Annotated in this window: 18 protein-coding genes and 4 pseudogenes; 5 read left to right on the top strand and 17 right to left on the bottom strand. The window is 61.9% G+C overall.

From position 1 onward, the window contains the following. The 5 genes and pseudogenes from JQC81_RS33480 to JQC81_RS26875 form a co-directional block, all read right to left on the bottom strand. Positions 1–123: pseudogene (locus JQC81_RS33480) on the bottom strand (NADP-dependent oxidoreductase); the annotation flags it as partial. A gap of 77 nt (positions 124–200) precedes the next feature. Continuing rightward, positions 201–602, bottom strand: coding sequence for a DUF6496 domain-containing protein (locus JQC81_RS26890; protein WP_203274864.1), 402 nt, complete (start codon positions 600–602; stop codon positions 201–203). Between the two features lie 17 nt (positions 603–619). Beyond that, positions 620–1,216: a hypothetical protein gene (locus tag JQC81_RS26885; RefSeq protein WP_203274863.1), complete on the bottom strand. Its 597-nt coding sequence runs from the start codon at positions 1,214–1,216 to the stop codon at positions 620–622. A gap of 463 nt (positions 1,217–1,679) precedes the next feature. After that, on the bottom strand, positions 1,680–2,816 hold the full coding sequence (locus JQC81_RS26880; protein ID WP_203274862.1) for a PQQ-dependent sugar dehydrogenase: 1,137 nt from the start codon (positions 2,814–2,816) through the stop codon (positions 1,680–1,682). Positions 2,817–2,986: 170 nt separating this feature from the next. Beyond that, positions 2,987–4,060, bottom strand: coding sequence for a sodium:calcium antiporter (locus JQC81_RS26875; protein ID WP_246520686.1), 1,074 nt, complete (start codon positions 4,058–4,060; stop codon positions 2,987–2,989). Positions 4,061–4,415: 355 nt separating this feature from the next. Here JQC81_RS26875 and JQC81_RS34695 point away from each other — a divergent pair. Both JQC81_RS34695 and JQC81_RS26870 read left to right on the top strand, forming a co-directional pair. Continuing rightward, a pseudogene (locus JQC81_RS34695) lies at positions 4,416–4,562 on the top strand (Rieske (2Fe-2S) protein); the annotation flags it as partial. Between the two features lie 127 nt (positions 4,563–4,689). Next, complete coding sequence (locus JQC81_RS26870) at positions 4,690–5,208, top strand: superoxide dismutase family protein (RefSeq protein WP_203274861.1); 519 nt, start codon at positions 4,690–4,692, stop codon at positions 5,206–5,208. A 563-nt stretch (positions 5,209–5,771) separates the two neighbouring features. Here the strand turns inward: JQC81_RS26870 and JQC81_RS26865 are convergent. Further along, positions 5,772–6,089: a hypothetical protein gene (locus JQC81_RS26865; RefSeq protein ID WP_203274860.1), complete on the bottom strand. Its 318-nt coding sequence runs from the start codon at positions 6,087–6,089 to the stop codon at positions 5,772–5,774. 330 nt (positions 6,090–6,419) lie between these two features. Here JQC81_RS26865 and JQC81_RS26860 point away from each other — a divergent pair, with 330 nt between their 5' ends. From JQC81_RS26860 to JQC81_RS26850, 3 genes and pseudogenes are all read left to right on the top strand, one after another. Next, positions 6,420–6,695 carry a hypothetical protein gene (locus JQC81_RS26860; protein WP_203274859.1) on the top strand — a complete coding sequence of 92 codons (276 nt, stop codon included), beginning with the start codon at positions 6,420–6,422 and terminating at the stop codon, positions 6,693–6,695. A 118-nt stretch (positions 6,696–6,813) separates the two neighbouring features. Next, positions 6,814–7,782, top strand: a complete 969-nt coding sequence (locus JQC81_RS26855; RefSeq protein WP_203274858.1) for a TIGR03885 family FMN-dependent LLM class oxidoreductase — start codon at positions 6,814–6,816, stop codon at positions 7,780–7,782. Positions 7,783–8,099: 317 nt separating this feature from the next. Then, positions 8,100–9,091, top strand: a pseudogene (locus JQC81_RS26850) (SDR family oxidoreductase). Positions 9,092–9,223: 132 nt separating this feature from the next. On the opposite strand, the gene JQC81_RS26845 reads toward JQC81_RS26850, so the two are convergent. From JQC81_RS26845 to JQC81_RS26790, 11 genes and pseudogenes are all read right to left on the bottom strand, one after another. After that, complete coding sequence (locus JQC81_RS26845) at positions 9,224–11,011, bottom strand: thiamine pyrophosphate-requiring protein (RefSeq protein ID WP_203274857.1); 1,788 nt, start codon at positions 11,009–11,011, stop codon at positions 9,224–9,226. A 331-nt stretch (positions 11,012–11,342) separates the two neighbouring features. After that, entirely contained in the window at positions 11,343–13,595 is a 2,253-nt protein-coding gene (locus tag JQC81_RS26840) for a xanthine dehydrogenase family protein molybdopterin-binding subunit (protein WP_203274856.1), read from the bottom strand. After that, on the bottom strand, positions 13,595–14,083 hold the full coding sequence (locus tag JQC81_RS26835) for a (2Fe-2S)-binding protein (RefSeq protein WP_203274855.1): 489 nt from the start codon (positions 14,081–14,083) through the stop codon (positions 13,595–13,597). The genes JQC81_RS26840 and JQC81_RS26835 overlap by 1 nt, the downstream gene beginning before the upstream one ends. Then, positions 14,074–15,459, bottom strand: coding sequence for a cytochrome c (locus JQC81_RS26830; RefSeq protein WP_203274865.1), 1,386 nt, complete (start codon positions 15,457–15,459; stop codon positions 14,074–14,076). Before JQC81_RS26830 ends, JQC81_RS26835 begins: the two co-directional genes overlap by 10 nt. Positions 15,460–15,724: 265 nt before the next feature. Next, the gene (locus tag JQC81_RS26825; protein WP_203274854.1) at positions 15,725–18,022 is read right to left on the bottom strand and encodes an FdhF/YdeP family oxidoreductase; all 2,298 of its coding nucleotides are present in this window, start codon (positions 18,020–18,022) and stop codon (positions 15,725–15,727) included. Positions 18,023–18,702: 680 nt separating this feature from the next. Beyond that, positions 18,703–19,422 (bottom strand): annotated as a pseudogene (locus tag JQC81_RS26820) (putative bifunctional diguanylate cyclase/phosphodiesterase); the annotation flags it as partial. 178 nt (positions 19,423–19,600) lie between these two features. Then, positions 19,601–20,815 (bottom strand): hydantoinase/carbamoylase family amidase, encoded by a 1,215-nt coding sequence (locus JQC81_RS26810; RefSeq protein ID WP_203274851.1) that lies wholly within the window; start codon positions 20,813–20,815, stop codon positions 19,601–19,603. 44 nt (positions 20,816–20,859) lie between these two features. Continuing rightward, positions 20,860–21,624: a creatininase family protein gene (locus tag JQC81_RS26805; RefSeq protein WP_203274850.1), complete on the bottom strand. Its 765-nt coding sequence runs from the start codon at positions 21,622–21,624 to the stop codon at positions 20,860–20,862. 102 nt (positions 21,625–21,726) lie between these two features. After that, positions 21,727–22,668 carry a threonine ammonia-lyase gene (locus tag JQC81_RS26800; RefSeq protein ID WP_203274849.1) on the bottom strand — a complete coding sequence of 314 codons (942 nt, stop codon included), beginning with the start codon at positions 22,666–22,668 and terminating at the stop codon, positions 21,727–21,729. A 356-nt stretch (positions 22,669–23,024) separates the two neighbouring features. Then, on the bottom strand, positions 23,025–24,521 hold the full coding sequence (locus JQC81_RS26795; protein WP_203274848.1) for an amidase: 1,497 nt from the start codon (positions 24,519–24,521) through the stop codon (positions 23,025–23,027). Positions 24,522–24,864: 343 nt separating this feature from the next. Next, a partial coding sequence (locus tag JQC81_RS26790; RefSeq protein WP_203274847.1) for a malonate--CoA ligase occupies positions 24,865–26,337 on the bottom strand: 1,473 nt, incomplete at its 5' end.

The raw sequence follows: 26,337 nt of genomic DNA, 5'->3' as shown, positions 1-26,337 counted from the left end.
CGGGTTCACGCTCGCCGCGTGAACCCGCACCAGGATCTCATCGTCCTTCGGCTGCGGCCAAGGCACGTCATCGAGCGTCAGAACTTCAGGTCCGCCGAAGCGATGGATGCGCACCGCCTTCATTGTGGTCATCAGAGATCTCCGGAACGAGTTGGCACTCCGAGTTGCGCTGGACCCATGTGGGAACAGTCCCAGCCCTTCTAGCGATGAAGTGAGCGTTCCAACTCGGCCTTGCTCATCCGGGAACGGCCCGGCAGATCCCGCCGCTTGGCCTCGGCATAGAGTTCTGCACGGGTCTTAGCCCGGCCAGCTTTTGATGCTTTGCCGCTAAGCCGCTCACGAGGTGACGCCGTTTTCTTCGACACGCTCTTCTTTGACGCAGTCTCGCCCCTGCGCTCTTTCGATTTGGTCTTGCTCAAGTTCTCCCGGTTTTTCTTCGGGCTCTCCTGGTTCGACGCACCTGCCTCATGCAGTGCGATCGCAATCGCCTGCTTCGGGTTCTTCACCTTGGGACCAGAGCCACGGATCTTAAGCTTGCCCTCTTTGAACTCGTGCATCACCCGATGCACCGTGTCCTTCTGCGCCTTTGACTGCTTGGCCATTGCATACTCCGCACTTGCTATCTGCTCTCTTCATCCGTGATGGTCCGGACCACGTCGGCGTACTTGTCGCCGTGCGGCTTTGGACTATCCCCTGATGGTTCAGCTCCGGGTGTGACGACGCCCTCGCGATGCGCGGAGCGTCGGGGCCCCGCCGATTGGCGCTGTCCACCAAGGTAGAACTGGGTCGTGCTTGTCCGGCCATAGATCAGCCAAGCCAGACCGTACCCGGCGGCCGCAGCGGCTAGGAGGGCCACAGTCGGATACTGCTGGATGGGCTGAGCAATGCTCTTGGCGCCCTGACGGGAAAAGCGCTCTGCCTCGGGAAAGCGGCGCCGGAACTGCTGGAGTGACTCCCCACTGTGCCGATAGGCGTCCTCCGCAAGGCTTGAGGCCTGATCCACGACGCTCCGAACCATTGAGCTCTTGCGAGCGTTTGGGCGCTCATCGCCTTCGTGCTTGGCAGCAACGCTCTTGGGGCCTGTGGTTGTCCAGGCCGGCGGGTCGCTGGCGGGGAAGCTGTCATCAACGGTATCATCCACGAGGCGCTGCTGCATCTTGCGAAGCTCGTTCTCCGCGTGTGCAGGCTGCTTCTCGTCAATCTTTTCGTCAGGCATGGGAGAGCCTCCTCTCGACTGTTGGGGCAATGTTCACTTGAGGCCCTTGTTCCTGAACGCGGGGCGATACGGAATGGATAAGCTCAATCTACATCGATCTCTGCGGAAGAAACGCGTGGATCACACGTTGATCGGAACCTGACCTCATCAGCCATGGTGTTACGGTGTTCTTTGTTAGCTCTGCTGCTTCAGCTTTGCCATTGCCTGTCGTTTCATCCAAACGGTGAGACCCAGGGTGGCGAGGCGACCCACACGAGGGAAGGCCCAGTTTGTCAGGCTTGCCTGAGCCTGTGCCATTACGGGACCTACTGCCCTGACCCAGCAGCGACAGCGATCAGCCCAAATCCGAAGAACAGCCTTTCGTGGTCAGTTCGCTTGGCACGATCCTCAATCGGCGGCGGATGATCCCTTCATTCCCCTGAGGCATTCGATAGGGCTCAGAGGAGCCGCGAAACCAACATGATCATGATCCACCTTCTGGTGTCAGGCGCACGAGCCGCCCGCTATCGGCATCTGTCAAGGCATAGACTGCCCCGTCAGGCCCTTGGCGCACGTCCCGGACCCGAGCATTCAGATTGATGCGGTCCTCGCCTGTGATCTTCTCGCCATCAAGAGTGACACGCACGATGCTTGAGGCGCTCAACCCGCCGATGAGCAGCGAGCCGCGCCAAGCGGGAAACACTTCACCAGTGTAGACCGTCATGCCGGAGGGTGAGATCACGGGCGTCCACTGGTGCACCGAACCGGCGAAGTTCGGCCGGGATGGCGGATCCGGGATGTCGCGTCCGTCGTAGTGCCGGCCCCAGCTCACTTCAGGCCAGCCGTAGTTCTTGCCAGCCTCTGGGCGAGTTAGCTCGTCCCCGCCTCTCGGGCCCATCTCGGCCACCCACAGCGCACCGGTCTGCGGGTGCAGAGCCGCAGATTGGATGTTGCGGTGCCCGTAGGACCAGATCTCGGGTCGGGCGTTCTGGCGGCCGACGAAAGGATTGTCGTTCGGCACCGTTCCATCAGGATTGATCCGCACGATTGAACCAAGATGGCCGGAAAGATCCTGGGCCGGATCGAACTTGAAGCGCTCGGCCAGCGTGACGAAGAGCTTGCCGTCAGGCGTGAAGACGAGCCGCGAGCCGAAGTGGTTGGGACCTTCCACCTTCGGCTGCTGCCGGAAGATTACCTGAAGGTTGTCGAGCCCTGTGGCGGCATCGTTGAGCCGACCCCGCGCCACAGCGGTGCCAGCGGTGCCACCCTCGCCCGGCTCGGCATAGGTGAGATAAACAAGGCGGCTGGACGCAAAGTCAGGGGCGAGCGCCACATCGAGCAAGCCCCCCTGCCCTCGCGCGAAGACCCTGGGCACGCCCGACAAAGGCTCAGAGATCTGGCCCTTCTTCGACACGACCCGAAGTCGCCCAGGGCGCTCGGTCACCAGCATGCGTCCGTCCGGGAGGAAGGCCAAGCCCCAGGGATGCTCCAGCCCGCGTGCGATGGTCTCAATCCGAACCTTGCCGGTCTGGGATGTCACTGTCTGAACCCGGTTCTCCTGCGCATGCGCCACGCAAAGGGCGGCAGTAAAGGCAGAAGCAAGAGCAATGGACCTGCGCATAGCTAGCTCCCAGACATCATGAGTTGCCCGCCAACGCCCCACAGCCTGTTCCGATCCTCACCGGACGGTCACGAAGGTGCGACCGCAATCATCTGAATAGTCGCTCAGTTCAGTGGTGGGATGGACGGCAAAGGCTCTCGCGAGCCCTGATCGGCTTACAGATGGTCACTTTAGCCCCCGCTCCCTGGGCTGCGCTGGTCAAGTACGTACAGCACCACAAGCCCTGCGATGTACAGCACGATGGTCGCCAGCGAGTCATAGCCCATGCGGGCAACCGTCCTGTCCTTGCGCTCCAGAAGCCCGATGACGAAGACGCCGGTCAGGACAAGACCAACAAGGGCCGCAACAGCCTCGAACGCGCCGGCCTGGGCCAGAACTGGGCCACCGGGATAGGCGAGGTCCGCGATGAAGATCAACGCGATGTTGAACAGGTTCGTGCCAAAGATGTCACCAACCGCCATCTCGTACCGGCGGATGCGCACCGCCGCGATGATGGAACTGAGTTCCGGCAGCGAGGTCGCAAAGCCCACCAGCACAAGACCCACCAAACTTGCGCCCAGCCCAGTCTGCTGCGCAATGGCGTCGCCCGTCTGGGAGAGCAGGAAACCGGCGCCGAGGATCAGGATGCCGACAATGGCTGTCTTAATGATGAGCGTGCGCAAGGGCTGCTTTTCGGTCTCATCCTCCCCTTGATCGTCCTCGCCCGGCACATCGCCTGTGTCCGGCTCGTCGTCGATCGCGGTCCATACGTGTCGACGCTCGTACCCGGATGAGAGCCAGAGTGAGGAGACACACAGAACAATCAGGACCGTCGAGCCCAGCCCCACACCGGCGATAGGGATGTCGTGTGCCAAAATGACGACGGTCACGGCAGCCAGCAGCAGCATGCCGAGTGTTCCCTGCAGGAGCGTTGCCGGCTTGCCGATGATCGACGTGAGGGCGTTGCCGCCCAGCACGGCATCGGCAATGGCGAGAAGCAGGATGTTGATAGCGGCGCTGCCGAGCAGGTTGTTGACGGCGAGCGGCGCGTTGCCGGTCCAGGAGGCCGTCGTGACGGTTGCAATCTCCGGCAGCGAGGTGATCCCACCCAGCAGAAGCATGCCCGTAAAGGCCTGCCCGATGCCGGTCTGACCCGCGATACCGCCCACATAAGAGGCAAGGCGACTGCCTGCCATCCAGACAATGATGGCGCTCACCGCGAAGATGCCGCCGTTGAGCCAGATCGAGAAACTGTCGAAGGCCAAAACATCCTCTTTGTTGTAGAGTGAGGCTCTGCCTGCAAAGCCTGTCAATCTGCAAAGGCCAAGCTGGTAGCAACAACCTACTGGCTCGTACAAAAAGGCATAAGCCGGCCTCGTGTGAAGAACAGCCTGTTAACCTAATACATTGAGATTGGACTTGGCGTTCAACGGCCAAATAGAGCGTGCGTTCCCGTTGCTCCGTGCCATCACCCTAGCCATGACGCGCTTGTGGAGAGCTTAGTTTTCTGAGCACTTCGATCACATTCTGGAAAGCCACACTGTGGACGAAGCCTCTGTATACATACAGAGGCTTCGATGGCTGCGGGCTTCCTAGAAGAACCCGGCAACCTGCCGTTTAGCGACTTGCACCCACAAGGGCTGCACTGTGACTTGGAACAATGCTGACCGCACCTGGGATTGACGCTGCCATGTCTCCATGTTCGAGCCCGACGGGCCCGTAATCCACGGCCCTGCGCGTGAGCCACTGCCGCCGCGACCAATCTAGCAGTGGAATGGGGCATGCAGGGCTGACTTTGGAACCATCAGTCCTGGGACCGATTGAGCGATAGCAGATAGCGCAGGCTGTGCCTGAACGCACTCGTACTACCGACACAACCAATCGGGAGAAAGTGATGAGGACACCGTTGTTGGGCATTGCCTGTCTTTTGGCGCTGACAGGGCCAGGTCTCGCCCAGTCACCGCAGACGGCTCGGGCCACCTTTGTCGATGCTAAAGGCCAGCAGGTGGGCAGCGCTACCCTGACGCAGACGCCCAATGGTGTCCTGATCAACGTCGACGTCGCAGGTGTTCCAGCCGGCGAGCACGGTTTCCACATTCATGAGACCGGCAAGTGCGAGCCGAACACCCGCTTCGAGTCCGCGGGCGACCACTACAGCCTGCAGGGGCAAAAACACGGCCATCAGTCCGAGGGTGGCCCGCATGCCGGCGACATGCCCAACCAGTTCGTCGGCCAGGATGGCAAGCTGCGCGCCCACGTGATCAATCCCAACGTGACGCTGGGCACTGGTGAGGGCACTCTGTTCGATCAGGACGGATCAGCTATTCTCATCCACGCCAAAGCGGACGACTATCGCTCACAGCCCTCTGGCGAAGCCGGTGACCGTCTCGCCTGTGCGGTGGTGGCAAAGTAGCCCGGAAGCATTGAGCACTGATGTACGCGACGGAGATGCATGTTTGTAGCCGGGAGGAGCGTTCTCGGCAGGCATGGCTGAGTGTCCCCTCACGGTGTTTGTCACAGGTCCTTGCAAAAACAGTGGAGCATTACCTGGATGCCAATTCCTTTGCCGAACCAGCCCTATCCTGAACCGACCCCGGCCGATCCTAATCCGGCTCCGGTCAGCCCGCCCACTCCTCCTGAGACACCGCAGCCTGAGCCCATCGGAGTGCCGCCAACCACACCTGGAAACATTCCACCTCCAGGCGAGCCGGTCGGTGTCCCGCCGACAACGCCGCAGGAAATCCCTGTGACGCCGACGACGCCACAGCCTACAGCGGGACAGGTATTTCTGGTGAGCGAATGTGATACTCAAGGCTTGTACAGCCTCAGGTACTGATCCGGTTTACCGAGCATGGTGATCGGACCCCTATCCGACCTGATCTGACGAGGCAACAGGATCATATTGGCAGCGCGACCAACTCTACTCACAGAGATGGCGGGGAGGACTGAGCTCCTCCCCACTCGATCGCACGATCCTTACTGTCGAGGAGCGGTGCGGGTGGCGCCACCCGCACCGGCAGCCCGGTTGTTGTCCTGGAACCGCGGAGCGTTCTGAAGCTGCTCTCTCGTCATCATGACGATGATCGCATCCGGCTCAGGTGCGTTGGCATTGGCGCCCGTGCCCGTCTGGGTTCCGCCAGTCTGTGCTGTGTTCTGGCCAGCCGTTCCCATCGTTGAGCTGGTGCCGGCGGTGTTAGTTCCCGCCGTACCTGTCGTGGGAGCACGGGTCGTGCCAGTCACGGACCCTGTCGCATTGGCGTTCTGCTGACCTGAGCGGACCTGAACCTGCTGCATCGGGATCGCGACATGGGTCTCGCCGATCCCGACGCTATGTCGACCTTACTGTGAGTGGAGACAAGGCAGAACGTTAGAAAAGGTGCTGCTGCTGCGCCACGCAATGAGGAGTAGACCTAACTGGATTGACTTCCGGACTCGGTGACTGCTGCAGTTTTGAGAGGATCTTGAATTTTCCTTCTTCGAAAGAGCGATCAAGAATGGCCCTCCTTCAGCAAGTGTCCTCAACTGAACCTGCCGAGCCGATGCGCATGGAACATGTCTGATTGACGCTTCTTAATAGGTTGACGAGACGCATCTCGCTCCTCCTAAACCGCCACGGAGCCCATCATGGCCGATCAGAATGAAAAGCAATCTGAGCAATTGGAGCGCCATTACAAGGTGCGTCAGGTCACCGACATCCAGGCCTCCTGGACTGAGCAGGAGCGCGGAGAGGAAGGCAAATTCACGGTTCAGCTTATTCTGGATAACGGCGTGGAAGAGTACATCCTGCAGCCGGATGCTGAGGATCTGGATCCTATGCTGAAGCTCTTTGCGCTCAGCGAGCACACCACATTTGATCTTGAGCGCAAGGTGCTCATGTTCTCCAATCTCAAGACGAAGTGAGTACAGGTAAACTGCCTAGTCGAGACACGAGGACAGTTCTGTTAGCGCTCGTACGGGTCTCCTGCAACGAACGTCAGCACTTGCTACGGGTGCCTTCACCGCTCGGAGGAGATCCGGAATGAGCGTCTACGGCTATCACTGCTCACACGAGCAGTTCTCACCTGTCGAGCTGCTGCATTGCGTGCAGCTGGCAGAAGAGGCAGGCTTTAAGTGTGCATCCGCATCGGATCACTTCCACCCCTGGAACGAGCGGCCTGGGCATGCTGCTTTCGTGTGGACTTGGCTGGGTGCAGCCATGCAGAGCACGCACTTGCCTTTCCGCACGGTTTCAGCGCCTGGTTACCGCTATCATCCAGCGGTGCTTGCGCAGGCTGGAGCGACACTCGCATTCATGTATCCTGACCGCCTGTGGATGGCGCTTGGTAGCGGGCAGCGGCTGAACGAGGCAATCACAGGCTTGCCTTGGCCAGCCAAGGCCGAGCGCAATGCGCGCCTGCGCGAATGCGCCGATGTCATGCGCGCGCTCTGGGCTGGCGAGACTGTCACCCACCGCGGCCTGATCGTGGTGGAGGAGGCAAAGCTCTACACTCGTCCGGAGTCCCCGCCCCTCATCGTGGGCGCGGCGGTTTCCCCCGAGACGGCACGCTGGCTTGGAGGCTGGGCCGATGGACTGATTACAGTCGCGGGCGGACCAGCTGAAGCTGTCAAACCGATCATTGACGCCTTTCGGGAGGGCGGAGGCGAGGGCAAACCAGTACTCGCTCAAGCCAAGGTTGCTTGGGGTTCAGACGAGACTGAGCTCCGCCATGATGCATTGGCCCAGTGGGGAACGAACCTGTTTGCAGGCGACGTTCCCTGGGAACTGCGTACGCCTGAGCAGTTCGAGAAAGCAGCGGCTTTCGTACGCGAGGCCGATCTGGATCTCAGGATCACCATATCGAGCGACCTCGGCCGCCATGTCGAACAGCTGCACGCCTATGCCGCGCTCGGCATCGACGAGATCCTGATCCACAACGTGGCGAGCAACCAACGCGCTTTCATTGAGGCGTTCGGTCGCCACGTGCTGCCTCAGCTTCGAAACAGCTAATGAAATAATGGTCCGCTCACTGCCTCATGAGTGGACTGAAGCGTTCCTTCCGAGGTGTGATAGGAACAGACAGTTGAGGAAAGTTGCCGGGAAACTATCGGGATTAGCTTGCAGGCTCGTCGGGCTGCTCCTCCGGACCTCCGCGTTCCAGTCGACAAAGGAGCGGATCGCCCGCGCGATGAACTCAGAATGGTAGATTGTTTGAACCCCTTCTAAGGGGCTTCGATGTATTGCGCTCAACGCTCCTGCAGCCACGGAACCGGTTCTGGAGGAAGTCGTTGAAACGCGTAACCCCGCACGCCCTGGAGACCTGTCGGATGACCGACGTTGACGGCTCACGCCGTCTTTTCATAGCCGGTGCCGCACTCGCCACGGCTCCCGCGGCGTCTCCCGCAGCGGCGCAGGACGGACCCAAGCAGCCGGGCGCACCGACCGCCCCGGCGGCCGCGGACTACCCAAAGCCTCCCTTTCCGGTACAGCAGCAGCCCTGGCCGGGTCTGGCCTCGCAGATGAATCCCCGCCCCGACCACGGAGAGACCAGCTATCGAGGCTCGGGCCGGCTCGCCGGCAAGCGGGCGCGATCACTGGCGGAGACAGCGGCATCGGCCGCGCTGCGGCGATTGCCTATGCCCGTGAGGGAGCTGACGTCGCCATCAACTACCTGCCCGCCGAGGAGCCGGACGCCCGCGAGGTCGTGGAGCTGATCCGCTCGGCTGGCCGCAAGGCGGTCGCGATCCCAGGCGACCTGCGCGACGAGGCCTTCTGTCAGCGTCTGGTCGAAGACGCGGCTCGCGAACTCGGCGGGCTCGACATCCTCGTCAACAATGCCGCCCGCCAACGGACGAAGCCCGCCATTGCAGAGATCTCAAGCGCGGATTTCGACGCCACGATGAAGACCAACGTCTATGCGCCCTTCTGGCTGACAAAAGCCGCGGTGGCGCGGATGGGGCCCGGTGCCGTCATCGTCAACACATCGTCCGAGCAGGCCTCCGATCCTTCGGAGGACCTCGTCGACTACGCCCTGACCGGCGCCGCCGTGCTGAACTTTACGAAGTCGATGGCCAAGCAGCTGGCGCCCAAGGGCATCCGGGTCAACGCGGTGGCACCCGGACCGTTCTGGACCCCGCTTCAGGTGAGCGGCGGCGCAACGCCCGAGAAGCTGCAGAAGTTCGGCTCGCAGAGCCCGCTTGGCCGGCCGGGACAGCCTGCAGAGATCGCCAGCCTCTATGTTGCGGCCGCGGACCCAGCGCTGAGCTACTCCACCGGGCAAATTTTCGGAGCCACCGGCGGCGGTGGCCAACCAGCGTAAAGCCCAGGCCTCCGGCGACAGGACGAACCTCAAAGGAGAGCAGATCCGGCTGTCCCCAGTCAGCCAACAGGAATGGCCGGAGCGATCAAGTGGGCTCAATGCATGAGGGGTCGGCTTCCCGTGCCGACACCCTCATTCTTTCGAGGGTAGGATTGATCCGATGATCTGCCGGGCCGTATCGACCACAACGCTGCCGGTCTCCGGATCCCCCTTGGCAAGCGCACCCATGAAGTGGCGGGCCTGCTTCAGGGTGATGTGAGGGGGCAGCGGCGGCACGTTGGTATCCGTCACCATGTCGAGGATGAAGGGCCTGTCGGCTGCGAGCGCCGTCTCCCAGGCGGCGCCCACCTGCTCCGGATCGTCGACCCTGAGCCCACCGAGCCCGATCGATCGGGCGAAATCCGCATACGGCACGTCGGGAAGCGCCTGTGAGGGCTCCCATTTCGGGTCTCCCGTTTGGACCCGCTCCTCCCACGTCACGTAAGCAAGGTCGCGATTGTTCAGCACCATCACAACCAGCCGCGGATCGGCCCATCGCTGCCAGTATTTCGAAATTGTGATGAGCTCCGTCAGCCCGTTCATCTGCATTGCACCGTCGCCGACGAGGGCGACGACCGGACGGTCGGGATGGGCGAACTTTGCCGCGACAGCATAAGGCACAGCGCAGCCCATAGTGGCCAGGGTGCCGGAGACAGAGCCCATCATTCCGCGCCTGAATTCGAGGTTTCGCGCATACCACACCGATGTAGTACCGCTGTCAGCCGTCACGATGCAGCGGTCCGGCAGGCGCTGCGAGAGCTCCATGGCAACCTGCTGCGGGTTAATCGGATCGGCCTCAGCCAAGGCCATTCCGCGCACCTGTTCACGGGAGGCGGCGACGCTGGTCTCGATCGTCTCACGCCACGACCGATCCGTCTTGTCATTGAGCAGCGGCAGGAGGGCTGAAAGGGTTGCAGCTGAGTCGCCGAGGAGATTGACCTCCATCGGATAACGCAACCCAAGCATGCCTGCCTTCCGGTCGATCTGGACGGCCCGGGCCTGGCCTTCCTTCGGCAGGAACTCCGTGTAGGGAAAGCTTGAACCCACCATGAGGAGGGTGTCGCAATCCTGCATGAGGTCCCAGCTGGCCTTGGTTCCAAGGAGGCCAATCGACCCGGTGCAGAAGGGCAGATTGTCCGGCACGGCGGCTTTCCCGAGAAGTGCCTTGGCCACTCCGGCGCCCAGCCGCTCGGCGACGGCAATAACCTCGTCCGTTGCCCGCAAAGCGCCCGCCCCGACCAGCATGGCGACCTTTTCGCCCGCGTTGAGCACCTCCGCCGCTCGAGCCAATGCCGCCGCATCCGGAACGACTGGCGACAGCTCGATGCCGACCCCCGAATGGGTCATCCCATGCTCGTGCGTCGGCTGCTCCATCGCGGCAAGCTGAAGATCGTTTGGGAGAATAATACAGGTGACCCGGCGTTCGCTTTTGGCGATGCGATAGGCCCGGTCGATCAGATGCCGCACCTGGACGGGGGAAAAGGCCGTCTCCACATAGGCGCCGGCCACATCCTTGAACAGGGACTGGAGATCGAGGTCCTGCTGATAATGCGACCCGATGGCCGTTCGCGCCTGCTGCCCCACGAGCGCAAGCACTGGCTGGTGGTCGAGCTTAGCGTCATAGAGGCCGTTCAGGAGGTGGATCGCGCCAGGGCCGGACGTTGCGATGCAGACCCCGACCTCTCCCGTGAACTTCGCCTCGCCGCACGCCATGAGGCCGGCCATTTCCTCATGCCGGGCTTGGACGAAATCGATGGCACCGTCCGTCCGTGCAAGAGCGCTGATCAATCCGCCAATGCCGTCCCCAGGGTAGCCGTAGACCCTGCGAACGCCCCATGCCTGCAAACGCTGCCAAATGAAATCGGAGACGGTAATGGCCATGACGCTCTCCTGTCAGGGTTCATGCCTAAAAACCCCGCCGCACAGGCATGGTTGCACGCTGGCGACGTGCCCCTTCAATGGAGCGTTCATCTTGACCGAGCCCTTCGTTGTCATTCCGGATGATGCTGATCCTGCTATCCCCTCTTGCGGTGTTCTGGCTGGTGCGGAGGTGGATTGCGCTCAAACGGGTGATGGCAGAACAAACGAGCCTGATCAGATACCATCAGGATGCAAGCTCTCAATTCAGTACTTCGGCATTGAGGCCGACAAGCCATAGATGCGCGAGACCGGCCTCGCGGAAGCCCGCCAGACGCAGGGCTTCAGCTTACAGTCAGACACCGATGGCGGCTTTGACATTTTCAGCGCGGAATGGAATGTCGTAGAGCCGCTTTCCGGTCGCGTGGCGAATGGCATTGGCAATAGCCGCGGGCGTTGGTCCCTGGGCCGCCTCGCCTGTCCCCAGGAAGGGTTCACCCGGTCGGTCCATGATGCGAACGTCGATCCTCTCCGGCACTGAGCCGAAGCGCATGATTGGATAACTCGACCAATCGATGCTGGTGATGCCGTTCTCTTCGAAGGTAACGGCCTCGTAGAGGGTCCAGCTTGCGGCCTGAATGATGCCGCCTTCAGTCTGGTTGCGGATACCATCGGGATTGACGACCTCTCCACTGTCGATCGCCGACGCTACCCGGATGATACGGGCGCGCCCCGTCTCCCGCTCCACCTCTAGCTCAAGCGCCATGGCGAGATAGGCTGCCAGGTTCTTGTAGCGAGCAAAGGCAAAACCTCTCCCCCGCCCTTCCGGCAGGGGATCATTGGACCATCCGAAATCCGCGGCGGCGGCTTCGATTACCGCCCGTCCGCGCGGATCTTCCATGTGGCGCAGGCGAAATTCGACCGGATCGGCATTTGCCATCAGGGCGAGTTCATCCATCGTGCTTTCGATCGCGAATACATTGACGTATGCGCCAAGTGCTCTCAGGGCGGATACGCGCAGCGGCATTTCGGGCAAAAAGTGCCAGATCACGCGCATGTTCGGGATAGCGTAGAGCGGCACCGCGTTGCGGTCGCCATTGCCGGATGGCGTAATGCTGAGCTTGGCTGGCGGCGGCTGGAAGGGCGTCGGCAGGGAATGGGCTGCAATGAGCGATCCTGCAGGTCCCGGGCGCGTAGTGTGAGTGTTGCTCCACAGGTCGTAGTTCCATTCAACGATTCTACCGGCTTGATCGAGCGAGGCGCGCACTTCGGTCAGCATTGCGGGCCCATAGGGCTCCCACACATGCTCCTGCTCGCGCATCCACTGGAGGCGGACCGGCCTGCCCGGCATCGCCTGAGCGATGAGCGCCGCATCCGCAGCCGCGTCGTCGGCTCCGTTATGACCGTAGCAGCCCGATCCCTCCACGTGGATCACACGCACCTGTTCTGGCGGCACGCGGAGCATCTCCGAGATAGCCGCACGATCGGGATAAACTCCCTGAGTGTGGCTCCAGACAGTGGTGGTGCCGTTCTCCAGCAGGGCCACCGCGCAGGACGGGCCGATCGATCCGTGGATTTGATAGGGGCGCGTGAAAGTGGCTTGAAATGTGCGCGCTGCGGCAACGCCGTCTTGGCTGCGCTCCGCTACGACACCCTGCTGCGAGGGAAGATTCTTGAAAGACTGGATGAAACCATCCGGCTTCGGAAACTTCGTGCCCTCCGACCAGCGCGCCGTCATCTCGAGCACCTGCATTGCCTTGATCGCCTGGAACTCGCGTTCGGCAACCACGGCGAGGAAGCTGCCGTTGCGCACCACGGCAACAACACCGGACATCCGCTCCACCTCGGCTGAGTCGAGGGATACAAGCGTCGCACCCGGCCGCGGCGGGCGCACCACGCGTGCGTGAACCATGCCCGGCAGGCGCATGTCCTGCACATAGATCGGCGCGCCCGTCACCTTGGCCGGAATGTCGACGCGGTGCATGGACTTACCCATGTGGCGGAAACGATCCGCTGGCTTGAGGCGCGATTGCGGCGTCGCCTCGACATGAAGGATCTCGGCGGAAACGAGAGAGCCGTAGTCAAGCGCCTGACCATCAGCCCTGATCACCCTGCCGTTCTCGGCACGTAGTTGATCGATTGGCACCTGCCATCGGGCCGCCGCCTGGCCGATCAGGATGTCCCGTACCTGGGCCGCCGCATGGCGGATCGCGGTGCCGCTGTTCTGCATGGACTGGCTACCGGCGGTATAGCCCTCGTTCGGCGTCTGACCGGTGTCGGCCGTGATCAGGCGGATTGTGGCCGGATCGATCTCAAGCTCCTCCGCAGCGACCTGGATGATGGCCGTCTTGACGCCTTGCCCCAGCTCCGCCTTGCCGGTGAAGACGGATACCTTGCCGTTGCCGTCGATTCGGATCCAGGCGTCGAGGAAGGGATCGCCCGCCAGGCTTCCAGGCAGCTTTGGCCTTGGCTCGGCGGGCGGTGAGGCGCCCTGCACCTCGCCTTCCTGGGCGAGGACCTGTGACAGCAGGGCAAAGCTGACAACCAGGGAGCCGCCTCCGGCGAGAACGCCGCGGCGCGTGGGGTTCTTCACATCAGAGTGTGTCATCAGGTGGAGCCTCCGCTCTGGGAGCTCTGGTGCATCAGTTCGCCGGCCCGCATCACGGCCTTGACGATCCGCATATGCGTGCCGCAGCGGCAGAGATTAGGCTCGAGGTGAGCGCGAACCGCCGCTTCATCGACGGTTGGATTCGCCTGCAGGAGGGCTTGCGCACGCATCATCATGCCCGGGATACAAAAGCCGCACTGGGCCGCCTGCTGCTCGATGAAAGCCTGCTGCATCGGTCCGGGCTTCTCCATCGTGCCTAGGCCCTCCACGGTGCTGATCCGGCGCCCCTCCAGCAGCAGTACTGGCGTGACGCAGGAGAGCACGGCCTCGTTGTCGACCATGACGGTGCAGGCGCCGCATTGCCCAACACCGCAGCCATATTTGGCTCCATTCAGCTCCAGATCGTCGCGCAGCACGTAGAGCAGCGGTGTCTCGGGATCGGCATCGACCTGCTGGGTCTTACCATTGACGGTGAGGGTCACGGCCATGGTGCGGTCCTCATGCTGGTTTCCGGTGGGGCCTGCGTGGTGCCATCCATGCGGTAGATCGGCACCTCGCGTTCGCCGTTCATCGTCGCTGCGACCCGTTCTCGGGTGTCGGCCCAGGCTGGTTGGTCGCTGAAGCGCTCGCGCATGTAGTCGAGCAAGGCCACAAGCTGATCCTGGCTCAGGACACCGCGATAGGCCGGCATGATGGCGCTCGGCTCGCCCTTGGCTGCAGGCAGGCCGAAGAGCGTGACATTGATAATGTTCTGCGCATTGGGCGCGTTGACGGCGGAGCTGAGATGGAGATTGAGACCTCCGAACGGCACGGAGCGGCGCCCGTCATGGCAGCCCTGGCACGCGCTGAGGAAGATGGCCTCGCCGATCCCGCTCCCGGTGGAGCTTGCGCGCAATGCGAGAGGCGACGCGCTTTCCTTACGGACCGTCGCCAAGGCAGCCTCGCCTCGGGCAATCCGCTCCTGGCTCGGACGGCCCATGACATCGGCCACATAGGTGGCGATGGCCCTCACGTCAGGTTCGGGAATCGAGCCGAGATTGGCCGTGACCGGCGCCATCGAGCCGCGGGAGGCTCCATGATGCTCATGCCACCCATGGCGCAGGTAGAATGTGAGGCTGTCTGCTTCCCAGGGGATCGGAGCCGGCGAGTTCACGTTGATGGGATAGACGGTCCAGTTCTCGACCTCGGCTCCTGCGAAATACTCATCCTTCTTCTCCGCGCCCAACCGGTTGCGCGGCGTGTGACAGGCGCCGCAATGGCTCAGGCCTTCGGTCAGGTAATGTCCCCGGTTCCACTCCGCGGTTTTGCTCGTGTCTGGCTGATAGGGTCCTTCACGGAAGTACAGCGCCTTCCAGCCGGCCAGAAGCATCCGCATGTTGAACGGGAACGGGAGCTCGTTTTCCGGTGGAGCCGCAGAAACGGCTGAACGCGTCATCAGAAACGCGTAAAGGGCCCGGTTATCCTCATCCGACACGAGTGTGTAGTGATCATAGGGAAAAGCAGGGTAGAGATGCCGCCCTTCCCGGTCCACGCCTTTGCGCATGGACCGGATGAAAGCCGCCTCCGGCCAGCGGCCGATGCCGGTTTCCGGATCGGGCGTGATGTTGGTCGAATAGATGGTTCCAAACGGCGTCGGGATGCCAAGGCCTCCAGCGAAAGGTTGTCCGCCTGGAGCGGTGTGGCAGACATTGCAGTTGCCGATGGCAGCCAAGTCGGCGCCACGTGCCACGAGCGTCCGATCGAAGCTTGCTTGAGAGGGTGGATCAATGGGGTCGATTGCCGAGTGCCACGCATAGGAGACGAACGCCCCTGCACCCAGCACGAGGAGGATCGCGAGACCAGTGAGAAACCGCATGGCCCTCATGGCTGCCCGCACCATACGGTGAAACAGCACGATGCCCCCAAGCCGCAGAGATTGCCCCAATCCTGGATCATGCGCTCTCCCTTCATCGTTTGACGGCCACGATCAGTTTAGAACTGGGTCAGGATTGACGCTCGACAAGACGAAATGCTCGATCTGCAAACTAGAGCTTCTTGTTAGTCGGCGCGGACCCCACGACAATCGATCAATATTCATGAAAACTAAAGGGTCAGGCGCGTGCGCTTGTTTACACACTGCCGCGCCGCCATCATGCGCCTGCCCCATCGGCACGAATGCGGACGGGCACGCCCTTGTAGGCCGGGGTCTTGGACAGTTCGTCGTGATAGCCCACCGGGATCAGTGGATTGGCTTCGGGGTAGTAGGCCGCAACGCACGTGTCAGGCAGATCGTAGGGCACGATCCTCAGCCCCCGTACCACCCGCTCGGCACCGTCCTCCACGGCGCATTCGAGCGTCACCACCTGCCCCTCCGACAGACCCCGTCGCGCCATCTCCTCGGGATTGATGAGGACGATGTCGCGTGGACCAGAGAGCCCCCGCAGCCGGTCGGAGAAGCCGTAGATCGTGGTGTTGAACTGGTCGTTCGAGCGCAGCGTGATCAGCGTGAGCTCCTCGCCCTCGGGCGATTCTCCGAGGGCCGTCAGCGCCTCGGGCGCGGTGAACTGGGCCTTCCCGCTCTCGGTCTTCCATTCGCGCTCGCGCGCCGCGTTGCCCCGGTGGAACCCTCCCGGTGTGAACAGCCGCCCGTTGAAGTCGGCGAATTTGTCGGGGTAGGTCGCCTCTATCAGGTCGCGGATCAGCCCGTAGTCGCCTGTCCATGCGTCCCACTTCACCTTGGGGTTCGGCGGCAGTGTCGCCTTAGCCATCCCCGCCACGATGGCGACCTCGGACTTCAGATGCGGCGAGGCTGGCTGGCGCTTGGCGAGCGAACCGTGGATCATGCTCAGGCTGTCCTCCATCGTCACCGCCTGCGGTCCCGTCGCCTGCATGTCCTCCTCGGCCCGCACGAGGCAGGGCAGCAGCCAGGTGGCCCGCCCGGGCAGCAGGTGCGAGCGGTTGAGCTTGGTCGCGACCTGCACGTTGAGGTCGAGACCGCGCCAAGCCTCCTCGGCGCGTTCCCGGTCAGGGATGGCGCGGGCAAGATTGCCACCGAGGGAGATGACGCCCCGCACTGAGCCGTCGAGCAGTCCCTCGACCAGATCGACGGTGGAGCGGCCCTCCTCCTGCGGCGGCTCGAAGCCGAAGAGCTCCCTGAGCTTGTCATTGGGCACGTTCTCGGGCTTTTCGGTGATCCCTACCGTGCGCTGGCCCTGCACGTTGGAGTGCCCCCGCACGGGCGAGATGCCGGCGCCTTCCCGTCCGATGTTGCCGCGCAGCAGGAGCAGGTTCACGAGCAAGGCAAGATTGAGCCAGCCCCTGACATGCTGGGTTAGGCCCATGCCGTAAATGCCGATGACATTCTTCGAGGCGGCATAGATCTCCGCCACTTCTTTGAGCTCGGTGCGGCGCAGGCCGGATTCCCGCTCGATCTCCTCCCAGGACACCTCGCGCAGCCGCGCCTTGAGGTCGTCGAAGCAGGTCGTGTGCTCCGCGATGAAGGCTTGGTCGAGGATCGTGCCCCCTTGCTCGGCGTCGAGCTCCAGTACGCGCTTGCACAGCCCCGCCAGCACCGCGATGTCGCCCCCGGGCCGAACCTGGAGGTAAATGTCCGAGATCGGGGTGGCAGGCTTCACCGTCATCTGGGCGGGGTTCTGGGGATCGGCGAACTCGACGAGCCCCCGCTCGCGGATCGGGTTGAAGGTGACGATCTTGCAGCCCCGCTCCTTCGCATCCTTGAGCGTGTGGAGGAAGCGGGGCGAGTTGGTTCCAGTATTTTGCCCGAAGAACAGGATCAGGTCGCAATGATCGAAGTCCGACAGGACACAGGTGCCGACACTGACCCCGATCACCCTCTTGAGCCCCACGCTCGTGGTCTCGTGGCACATGTTGGAGCTGTCGGGCAGGTTGTTGTGCCCGTAGAGCCGCGCGAACAGCGCATAGAGATAGGCGGTCTCCAGGGTGGCCTTGCCGGACATGTAGAAGACCGTCGACTTCGGGTCGAGCTCCTTGAGCTTCGCCCCGATTCCCTCGAAGGCCTCTTCCCAGGTCGTCTCGACGTAGTGGTCCGAAGCCGCGTCATAGCGCATGGGATGAGTAAGCCGCCCTGTCTCCTCCAACTCGTGGTCGGACAGGCTGCGCAGCTCGGTCACGGTGTGCGCGGCGAAGAAGTCGGGCGTGCAGCGGTCGCGCGTGAGATCCCAGATCGTCGCCTTGGCGCCGTTCTCGCAGAACTCGAACAGGTGTGGCTGCGCCGGCTTGGTCCAAGCGCAGGAGGTGCACATATGCCCGCCTGGCTTGTTCTGGCGCATCAGCGTGCGGAAGGCGCCGAAGGTCGGCTTCTGGTCGGCGACGATGCGGCCCACCCCTTTGAGCGACCCCCAGCCGCCGGTGGCATTCTCGTAATGAGGTGTGTCGGGGCGCTGACGGGCTTCCTCGGGTTCGCTCATCTGGTCCTCCCTGGACAGCGGTGGTCCTGCCAATGGACCGATCAGCTCGATTCGGAACAAGCCTAGCCACCGGAAGTTCCATCTAACGGGAGCGGCCTGCTCCTTCCATTGGTACAGGACCATCGTGGTCCGTGTGGCGGTGCGCTCAGTTTTCTGAAGGGAATGCGTACGCGCAGCCTAGCTCCTGCTATCGAGCCACTGGGCTGCGGTACAGGCGACGTCGTCCCTGCGCTGCTGGTGGCCGCTGTGGTTAAGCACTGAAGTTCGCCCGCCTTTTGAGAGTGTCCGCTTAGGCGAGAATTGCTGTCCTTGGGCTAAGGTCTTACGAGTGCCGATAGTGTTGATTTAGTCGGGCATTGATTGAGCCGCGTTGGCGTGATTCCATTCTCCTGTCGCTTTGCGGAGGGCAGGACGATGATGGGCATGCAAACGGCTAGCGAGGAGAGGCCCAGGGTTATCCGCGGCAGCCCAATTGCGCCCAATCTTCTCCAGCCACAAGGGAACAGGTGAGATGGTTTTCATCAACCGCTTGCAGGCTGCTGTGTCAGCCACGCTCATGAGAAATCCCCGTCGGGATTGAGCCTAATGGGGCTGAAGCCCACGGAGGTCTGGTGCAAGGAGAGCGGCAGGGGCTGTGGAACGCCTCCGCCACAGGACAACTCCCAAGGGCTGGGCCCCTATTAGGCAGCGGTCTGGCTCCGCTCACACCCCTCGGAAGAAGTGCGGCTATCTCCATTAGAAGAAAGCGCCGGATTGAACAGGTAGCCTTGGACTTCGTCGCAACCCTGACGCCGGATCCTCTCGAGTTGGGCCATGTTCTCAACGCCTTCTGCGGTGGTCGACATTCCAAGATCTTGGCTAAGAGAGGCAACAGCTTTCAGAATCGCTGCAGCATCACGTCCTTCGGGCAACTCCGAAATAAAGGAGCGATCGATCTTAATTCTATTGAAGGGGAACTTTCGCAAAAAGGTTAGTGAAGAATAGCCCGTCCCAGAGTCGTCCATAGAAATACAAAGTGCAAGCGTTGCTTCAGTATCCTGCAACATCACTGTCTCAGTAATCTCAAGCTCAAGCCTCTGGGCAGGGAATCCCGACGCCTTTAGCACTGAGGAGACATCTTGCACGAGCGTCCGACTCTTGAATTGGGCAGCAGAAAGGTTCACAGCAAGGCGCATGTTCGTGGGCCATGTGCAGGCTTCAAGGCATGCTTGCTTCAGCACTCAAATCCCAATCTGGTTGATCAACCCGATCTCCTCAGCAAGCGGGATGAAATCGTCCGGTAGCACGCGCCCCCTCCCCGGATGATCCCACCGAAGGAGCGCCTCGAACCCGCTGACTTCGCCAGTACGAGTCTCAATCAGTGGCTGGTAATGGACCACGAACTCACCGTTCGGCAGCGCCCTCCTGAGATCAAGCTCAAGCGCTCACCGCTTCTGGATTCGGGCGTCCATCTCAGCCTCAAAGTACCGGTAGGCGCCCCTGCCCTCGATCTTCGTTTTGTAAAGGGCCATATCAGCCGACCGCAACAGCTGGTCCGGGCACATGTCCGAGTGAGGGCAGCCAGCCAGAGTTGACGGTTCAGGGACTACGCAACAGCAGTGGTTCAACGGCCGCTCCGAGAACGGTGCAACCTTGGACAAGATCGTCAAGCCGTGTGTCCTCTTCGAGGCAATGGCTCTTGCCAGCAATCGATGGCACAAACAGCATGGCGCTTGGCAAGATGCGGCTCACGGGCACCGCATCGTGCAGGGCACCGGATGCCATCCGCCGCCACCGTCCGGATGCCAGACGCTCGGCAGCACTTGCGAGGGTGCTAACCAGCGCAGCATCGAGCGGGGCTGGCGGGAGTTTGGCGATCACTTGCGTTCTGATTTCAACAGGTCCCCTCACGCTGATGTTTTCTGCAATCATCTTGGCGCGGGCGGCGAGGTGGTTAAGGCGGGCTTGATCGGGATCGCGGATCTGGAGCATGGCGTCGGTACGGCCCGGCACGATGGATGTGGCGTTCGGGCTGACCGTTACGCGCCCGAAGGTCCATACGGTGGAGGGGGCGGCCTCGGAGCGGAACGCTTCGTCCACCGCATGGGCAAAAGCCACAAAGCCCATGACAGCGTCGTGCCGGCGGTCCATCGGAGTGGTTCCGGCATGGTTCTGATCGCCCATGATCGTCACCTCGACGTGCTGCATCCCGACAATCGTCTCGACCACACCGATCGCTTCGCCGGCGTCGTCCAGAATAGGGCCCTGCTCGATGTGAGCTTCGATATAGGCTTTGAAGAGCTGAGGTGGGACATGTTCCGCGGCTCTCAATTCAGGCATGCCGGTAAGAACATCGCGGAGCCTACGGCCGTTGCGGTCAGTCCTGTCCTGGACTGCCGAGAAGGGCAACTCGCCGCTCCAAACCCGGCTTCCCAAGAGCGGCTCGAAGGTTCCCTCCTCATCAGCGAAGGATACCACGGCGATACCTTTTAGGCCGGCTTCCTCCGCAGCGCGCGCAATCTCCAGCCCGCATATTACACCGTAAATTCCATCGAGCCATCCGCCCTCAGGCTGTGTATCCGAGTGGGAGCCGATGAGGACCGCAGGCCTCCCTGTGGGAGGCAAGCCAAACAAGTTGCCGACTGGATCCCATACAGGGCGCAGACCTGCTTCCGCAAAACGCCGTGCAAGCCAACGCCGCGCCTCCAGATCGGTGGCAGTGAAAGCCTCCCGCACCACGCCGGTGCCGTGGCCACCGATCCGTCGGAGCGCCGCCAGGTCCTCAAGCAGACGAGTGGAATTGATCTCGACCATCCATACTGCTCCACTGTGAAGGGCTGAGAGAAGTTAAGAGATATTCAGTTCCAAGGTTTGCCGAGGGCAAGTTGGTCTGCAAGGGCGCTTGAGGCCGCCTCTAGGAGACGCTCGCCCTTGTCAGCCGAAGAACGACGGGCATCACCGATCACCCCGGTTGGGGCGAACTCTTGAAACGATCGCCAGCGGTGCAATGGCGGGCTCAGCACAGAACCCGCTCCGCTTGCCTGCGGCCCCAGGGCATTGGGTAATTCTGCGACGTCGACCAGATCTGGTCGAACCGCCATCATCATCGAGGTCTCGGCCTCGCAGGCGTGCAGGATGGACTGCTGATCCTCAAGGATCTCTGCAAAGGCTTCATCGGCGAGAAGCCAGTAGGATGTGGTGGCGATCGGCGCTTCCAGCTCCCGCGTGAGTTCAACCGTCAAGGCATTCAGGGCGCTCATGTTGCCGCCGTGCCCATTGACGATCAGGATCCTGCCGAACCCGGCTTGCAGGATGGAGCCGCACAAATCGCGTAGGAGCGCGTGGTAGGTTGGCAGGGTAAGCGTGAGACTGCCGCCAAAAGCCATGTGGTGCTCGGCAAGCCCGATCCCAACTGTCGGCGCGACGACCACTGGAGCGTTCTGGCCTGCAAGCTTCAGCGCAGCCCGGCGGCAAACCTCCGAGCAGAGGACATCGTCGACACCTGTGGCAAGATGCGGTCCGTGCTGCTCCGTAGATGCGACAGGCAGGAGCACGATGGCTCCGCGGCCGGCACGGTCGCGCAGCTCAGCGGCCGTAAGGTTCTGCCACAGGACTTGCGTCATCGGTAACTCCCTACCTTCCTGGTCTCGTGAGCCATTCTCCCGCCGCCTGGCAGCACGCCGTCTCTAGGTGCAACCCGCATGATGGCCTCATGCGGGTTGCACCTATGCCATCCCATCTGTTCCTGCGCCACAGATCAAGGCACAAACGTGGTCGTTTGCTGAACGCGGAACCTTCTCGGCCCTTAGGGCCGCAATCGATGCCGCTCCCGACAGATCGGCGGCAATGCCGAATTCAAACCAGAGCCAGCGGGCCGCAGCCTGCATCTCATCGTCCGTGACGAGGACAATATCATCAACGTGGCGGATCACCGTTTGGAGGATCGCCTCATCCGTTCGCCGGCAGGCCATGGTGGGAACCCGCGTGCTGACGGTGTCAAGTGTGACGAGGCGTTTTGTATCGAGGCAAGCCCGCAATGTGGGAGAGCCGACCGGTTCAATTCCGATCACTCTGACGTGGGGACGTCGAGCCTTCACGGCAGTCGACAGGCCGGCGATAAGCCCTCCTCCCCCGATCGCGACCAGGATGGTGTCCACGTCCGGCATATCGTCCAGGATTTCCAGACCCAGTGTGCCCTGGCCTGCAACGACGATCGGATCACTAAACGGATGGACATAGGTCGCGCCAGTCTCGGCCGAAAAGGCCAAGGCCGCCTCGTTGGCCTCATCCCAGACAGAGCCGACGAGTTCAATGGATGCATTCCATCCCTTGAGTTTTGCAACCTTATCGGGTGCAACATTGGACGGCAGGAAGATCTTGGCCGCGACGCCCGCGACATGGGCCGTGCGGGCAATGGCCAATCCATGATTGCCGCCGGAGGCGGTCACCAGTCCGTGCCCCAGTCTTTCCGGCGGCAGGGTCTTCAGGCGGTTCATCGCACCTCGCGCCTTGAACGAGCCGGCTGCCTGCAAAAGCTCGAGTTTGAGCGTGACCCGCCCCTCAAGTCCGCTGCCATCGCGCATCTGCATGGCTGACAGCACCGGAGTGCGCCGGATGAAGGGGGCAATGCGCTCCTGCGCAGACAGGATGTTGTCAGACGTAATCACGACAGAGTCCTCTTGGATAGTACCGAAATAGGAGTTGCTTCAGCAAGCTCACCGGGAACACGGTGATCGGATGGATGATCTGTGTTGCGGGCGCAGTCTGCCGCGCAGTCGCTCCGCGCCGAGCACCCGGGAAGGCGCGTTGAGGTTCGGTCCGCAACACCTGGGAGATCCCCTTCCCGGTCACGATTGAATGAGCAATGTCGGCGGGCCTGAGAGTAAGATCATCCTGGACGTGTCCTTGGTCGGGGTTGCGGATCACGGCGCATGATAATCCCAACAAGCTTTGACTGACCCGACTCAGACACGGTGTCGGGACCTGGAACTGCCTCGACTTAGCGACACGCCCCTGCGGGAGCTCACGCCCAACCGAGAAATCCATCCATGCTGCTGATTGGGGGAGCCATGCGGAGTTGCTCAATGTTTGGAACTGGCCGACGAAGCGTCGGGGAACTGTTGAACGCCTCCTCAAGTGCAGCCGCGACGCCTAGAACGAAGGCGTCTCCTCCTCTGGGACCTACAATCTGCAGGCCGAAGGGCATTCCCTTGGAGTCAAGCCCAACCGGCAGACAAACAGCAGGGTGACCTGACAGGGTCACATAATAGGCCATCGCCAGCCAGTGGAAGTAGTTGCGTGTCCGCTGCCCATCGATCTCCGTCGGATAGAGCTCCCGCCATGGTCGCGGGCTGATCGTGATGGCAGGCGTGATCAGAACATCATGGGACTGAAAGAAGCTCTGAAAAGAATGATAGATCTGTGTCTGCGTCGCATGGGCACGAGCGTAGTCTTCGAGTCTGTAGTGTAGGCCTTCCTCGACATTGGCCCGGAGGTTCGGACCACACTCCTCCGGGCGGGTCCTGTACCGCTCGTGATGAGTGGCAAGAACGCCAGCTGACCTCAGAACAGCAAAACTCTCATCGGCTCCGCTGCAGTCGGGGTGGGCGAAGGCCAGTTCGCGAACCATTGGCTTGCAGGCTTCGACCCGGACCTGGAAGGCCTCGCGAACAATCCGCTCAACTGGTGCTTGGCCGAAGTCCTCACTTGCCGCTACACGCAGCTTCCCAAGGTCGACCTGCCGCGGTGGCCAGAACAAACCAGGCGCGCTGCGTACACCTGCTCCGTGCATTGTGTATGCCAGAGGGTCGCATGCATCATCCGAGGCCATGGCGGACAGAAGCAAACAGAGGTCTTCGACATTGCAGGCCATCGGCCCAAGCACGGAGAGTGGCGACCAGCCAAGAGCCCGCTTCTCAGACGGGACAAGTCCAGGGCTCGGGCGAAAACCGACAATGCCGCAAAAGGCCGCCGGATTGCGCAGAGAGCCGCCCATGTCGGATCCGGTGCAAAGCGGGACCATGTTAGCTGCCAGCGCGACCGCAGAGCCGCCGGATGAGCCTGCGCAAGACTTCGCCGGATCGAAGGGATTGCCGGTTGCACCATAGACCGCGTTGCGTGTGTTCGCACCAAGACCCCATTCAGGTGTGTTGGTCTTGCCGAGTACCAGTCCGCCCGCTGACCGAATACGGGCAACCATCCCGGCGTCATGGGTCGGGACATGATTCCGGTAGATGGTACTACCCCACGTGGTGCGAAGCCCTGCCGTCTCATCGAGATCCTTGATGCCAACCGGAAGCCCATGCAGCAGCGGCAGATCGTCCCCGCGCATGACCGCATCCTCAGCCTGTTTGGCTGCAGCTCGAGCCCCTGGCACATCAAGGGCGACGAAGGCATTGACAGCAGGGTTCACCTGCTCGATGCGCGTAAGACAGCTCTCCAGCAATTCCACGGGCGAGAGGGACCTGCGGCCGATTAGGCGGCGCGCTTCACGAGCAGAGAGGTCGCACGGTTCAGTCAAGGCAGTTCCCTATCGTAACGAGTTAACGGGGATCTTCGGTAAACCTTCGAATTTATTGAAGACACTCTGTGGAACTTAAGTCTAGAATCTCAGCTTCTCTCGTCCGGACCAAACTAAGCCCCAATCTTTGTCTGAGCAGTCCGGCACTAGCTACCACTTTCACAGATTTGAGGAACAGGGCAAAGCTCCTTCGCTCAAAACTGAGTTTAGACCACATCTCAACTCACGGCGTGAGAAATTCTGTGAACAGGTATAGATCAGCAGAACTTCCCAGAAGCCGACACCTGGCAGTTCACATGGTCTCCTTGGGCTATCCTCTGCCCCATGGGAAGGAGGTTAGGACCTACGGAAGGTAAACGTTGGCAAACTTCTCACGCAGCACGTTCTTCTGCACCTTGCCCATCGTGTTTCGCGGCAGCTCATCGACGAAGATAACGCGCTTGGGCAGCTTGAACTTCGCCAAGCGGCCCTCAAGTGCCGCCAAGATTGCCTTCTCGTCGACTACTGTGTCCTTTGTGCGAACCACGACAGCTGTCACCCCCTCGCCCAGATCCTTGTGCGGCACACCGATCACGGCACTTTCGAACACACCCGGGATGGCATCGATCTCGTCCTCGATCTCCTTCGGGTAGACGTTGAAGCCGCCGGTGATCACCAGATCCTTGCCGCGGCCGAGAATGTGGACATAGCCGCGCTCATCCATCTTGCCGAGGTCGCCCGTGATGAAGAAGCCGCCCGGGCGGAACTCGGAGGCGGTCTTTTCCGGCATGCGCCAGTAGCCCTTGAACACGTTCGGGCCCTTCACCTCGATCATGCCGATCTCGTTCGTCGCCAGCTCCTCGCCGGTGTCCAGGTTGGTGATGCGCACCGACACGCCCGGCAGCGGCGGTCCGACAGAGCCGGGCACCCTGTCCCCATCATAGGGGTTGGAGGTGTTCATGTTCGTCTCGGTCATGCCGTAGCGCTCCAGGATGGCGTGACCGGTGCGGGTGCTCCACTCTCGGTGGGTTTCAGTCAGCAGAGGCGCCGAGCCTGACACGAACAGGCGCATGCCGGAGGTCGCCTCCTTGGTGAGACCGGGATGCTGCAGCAGGCGGACGTAGAAGGTCGGCACCCCCATCAGGGCCGTCGCGCGCGCCATGAGGGTGAAAATTTCATCGGCATCGAACTTCGGCAGGAAGATCATTGACGCGCCGGAGAGCAGGATGACGTTGCTGGCGACGAAGAGCCCATGGGTGTGGTAGATCGGCAGGGCGTGGATCAGCACGTCCTCGGCCGTGAAGCGCCAAGCTTCGATCAAGGTGAGGGCATTCGAGACGAGGTTGTCATGGGTGAGCATGGCGCCCTTGGAGCGGCCGGTCGTGCCCGAGGTGTAAAGGATTGCCGCAAGGTCATCACCGGCCCTCTCGACAGTCGCGAACGTCTCAGGGGCGTCGGTGGCAGCCTCCATGAGGGAGCCCTGCCCTTTGGCATCCAATGTCTCGACCGAAGCGCCGACCCTCGCGGCAAGTTGCTCAACCCCTTCACGCTTGCCAGGATCACAGACTACCAAGGCAGGCTCGGCATCCCCGATGAAATACTCCAGTTCCGCCAGCGTGTAGGCGGTATTGAGGGGCAGATAGACCGCCCCGGCCCGGACGGCTGCCAGATACAGGACCAGTGCCGGTACCGATTTCTCGACCTGAACCGCAACCCGGTCGCCAAGCCTGACCCCGCAGGCGGCGAGGACATTGGCCAATCGGCCGGATAGAGCGATCAGGTCGGCATAGCTGATCGTCTCACTGTCCGGTGTCGTGATGGCTGTCTTCGCTGGATC

The sequence above is a fragment of the Microvirga arabica genome (assembly GCF_016811235.1).
GTDB classification, from domain to species: domain Bacteria; phylum Pseudomonadota; class Alphaproteobacteria; order Rhizobiales; family Beijerinckiaceae; genus Microvirga; species Microvirga arabica.
The sequence above is the reverse complement of the archived record's forward strand: the minus strand, read 5'-3'. Positions and strand labels throughout refer to the sequence as shown.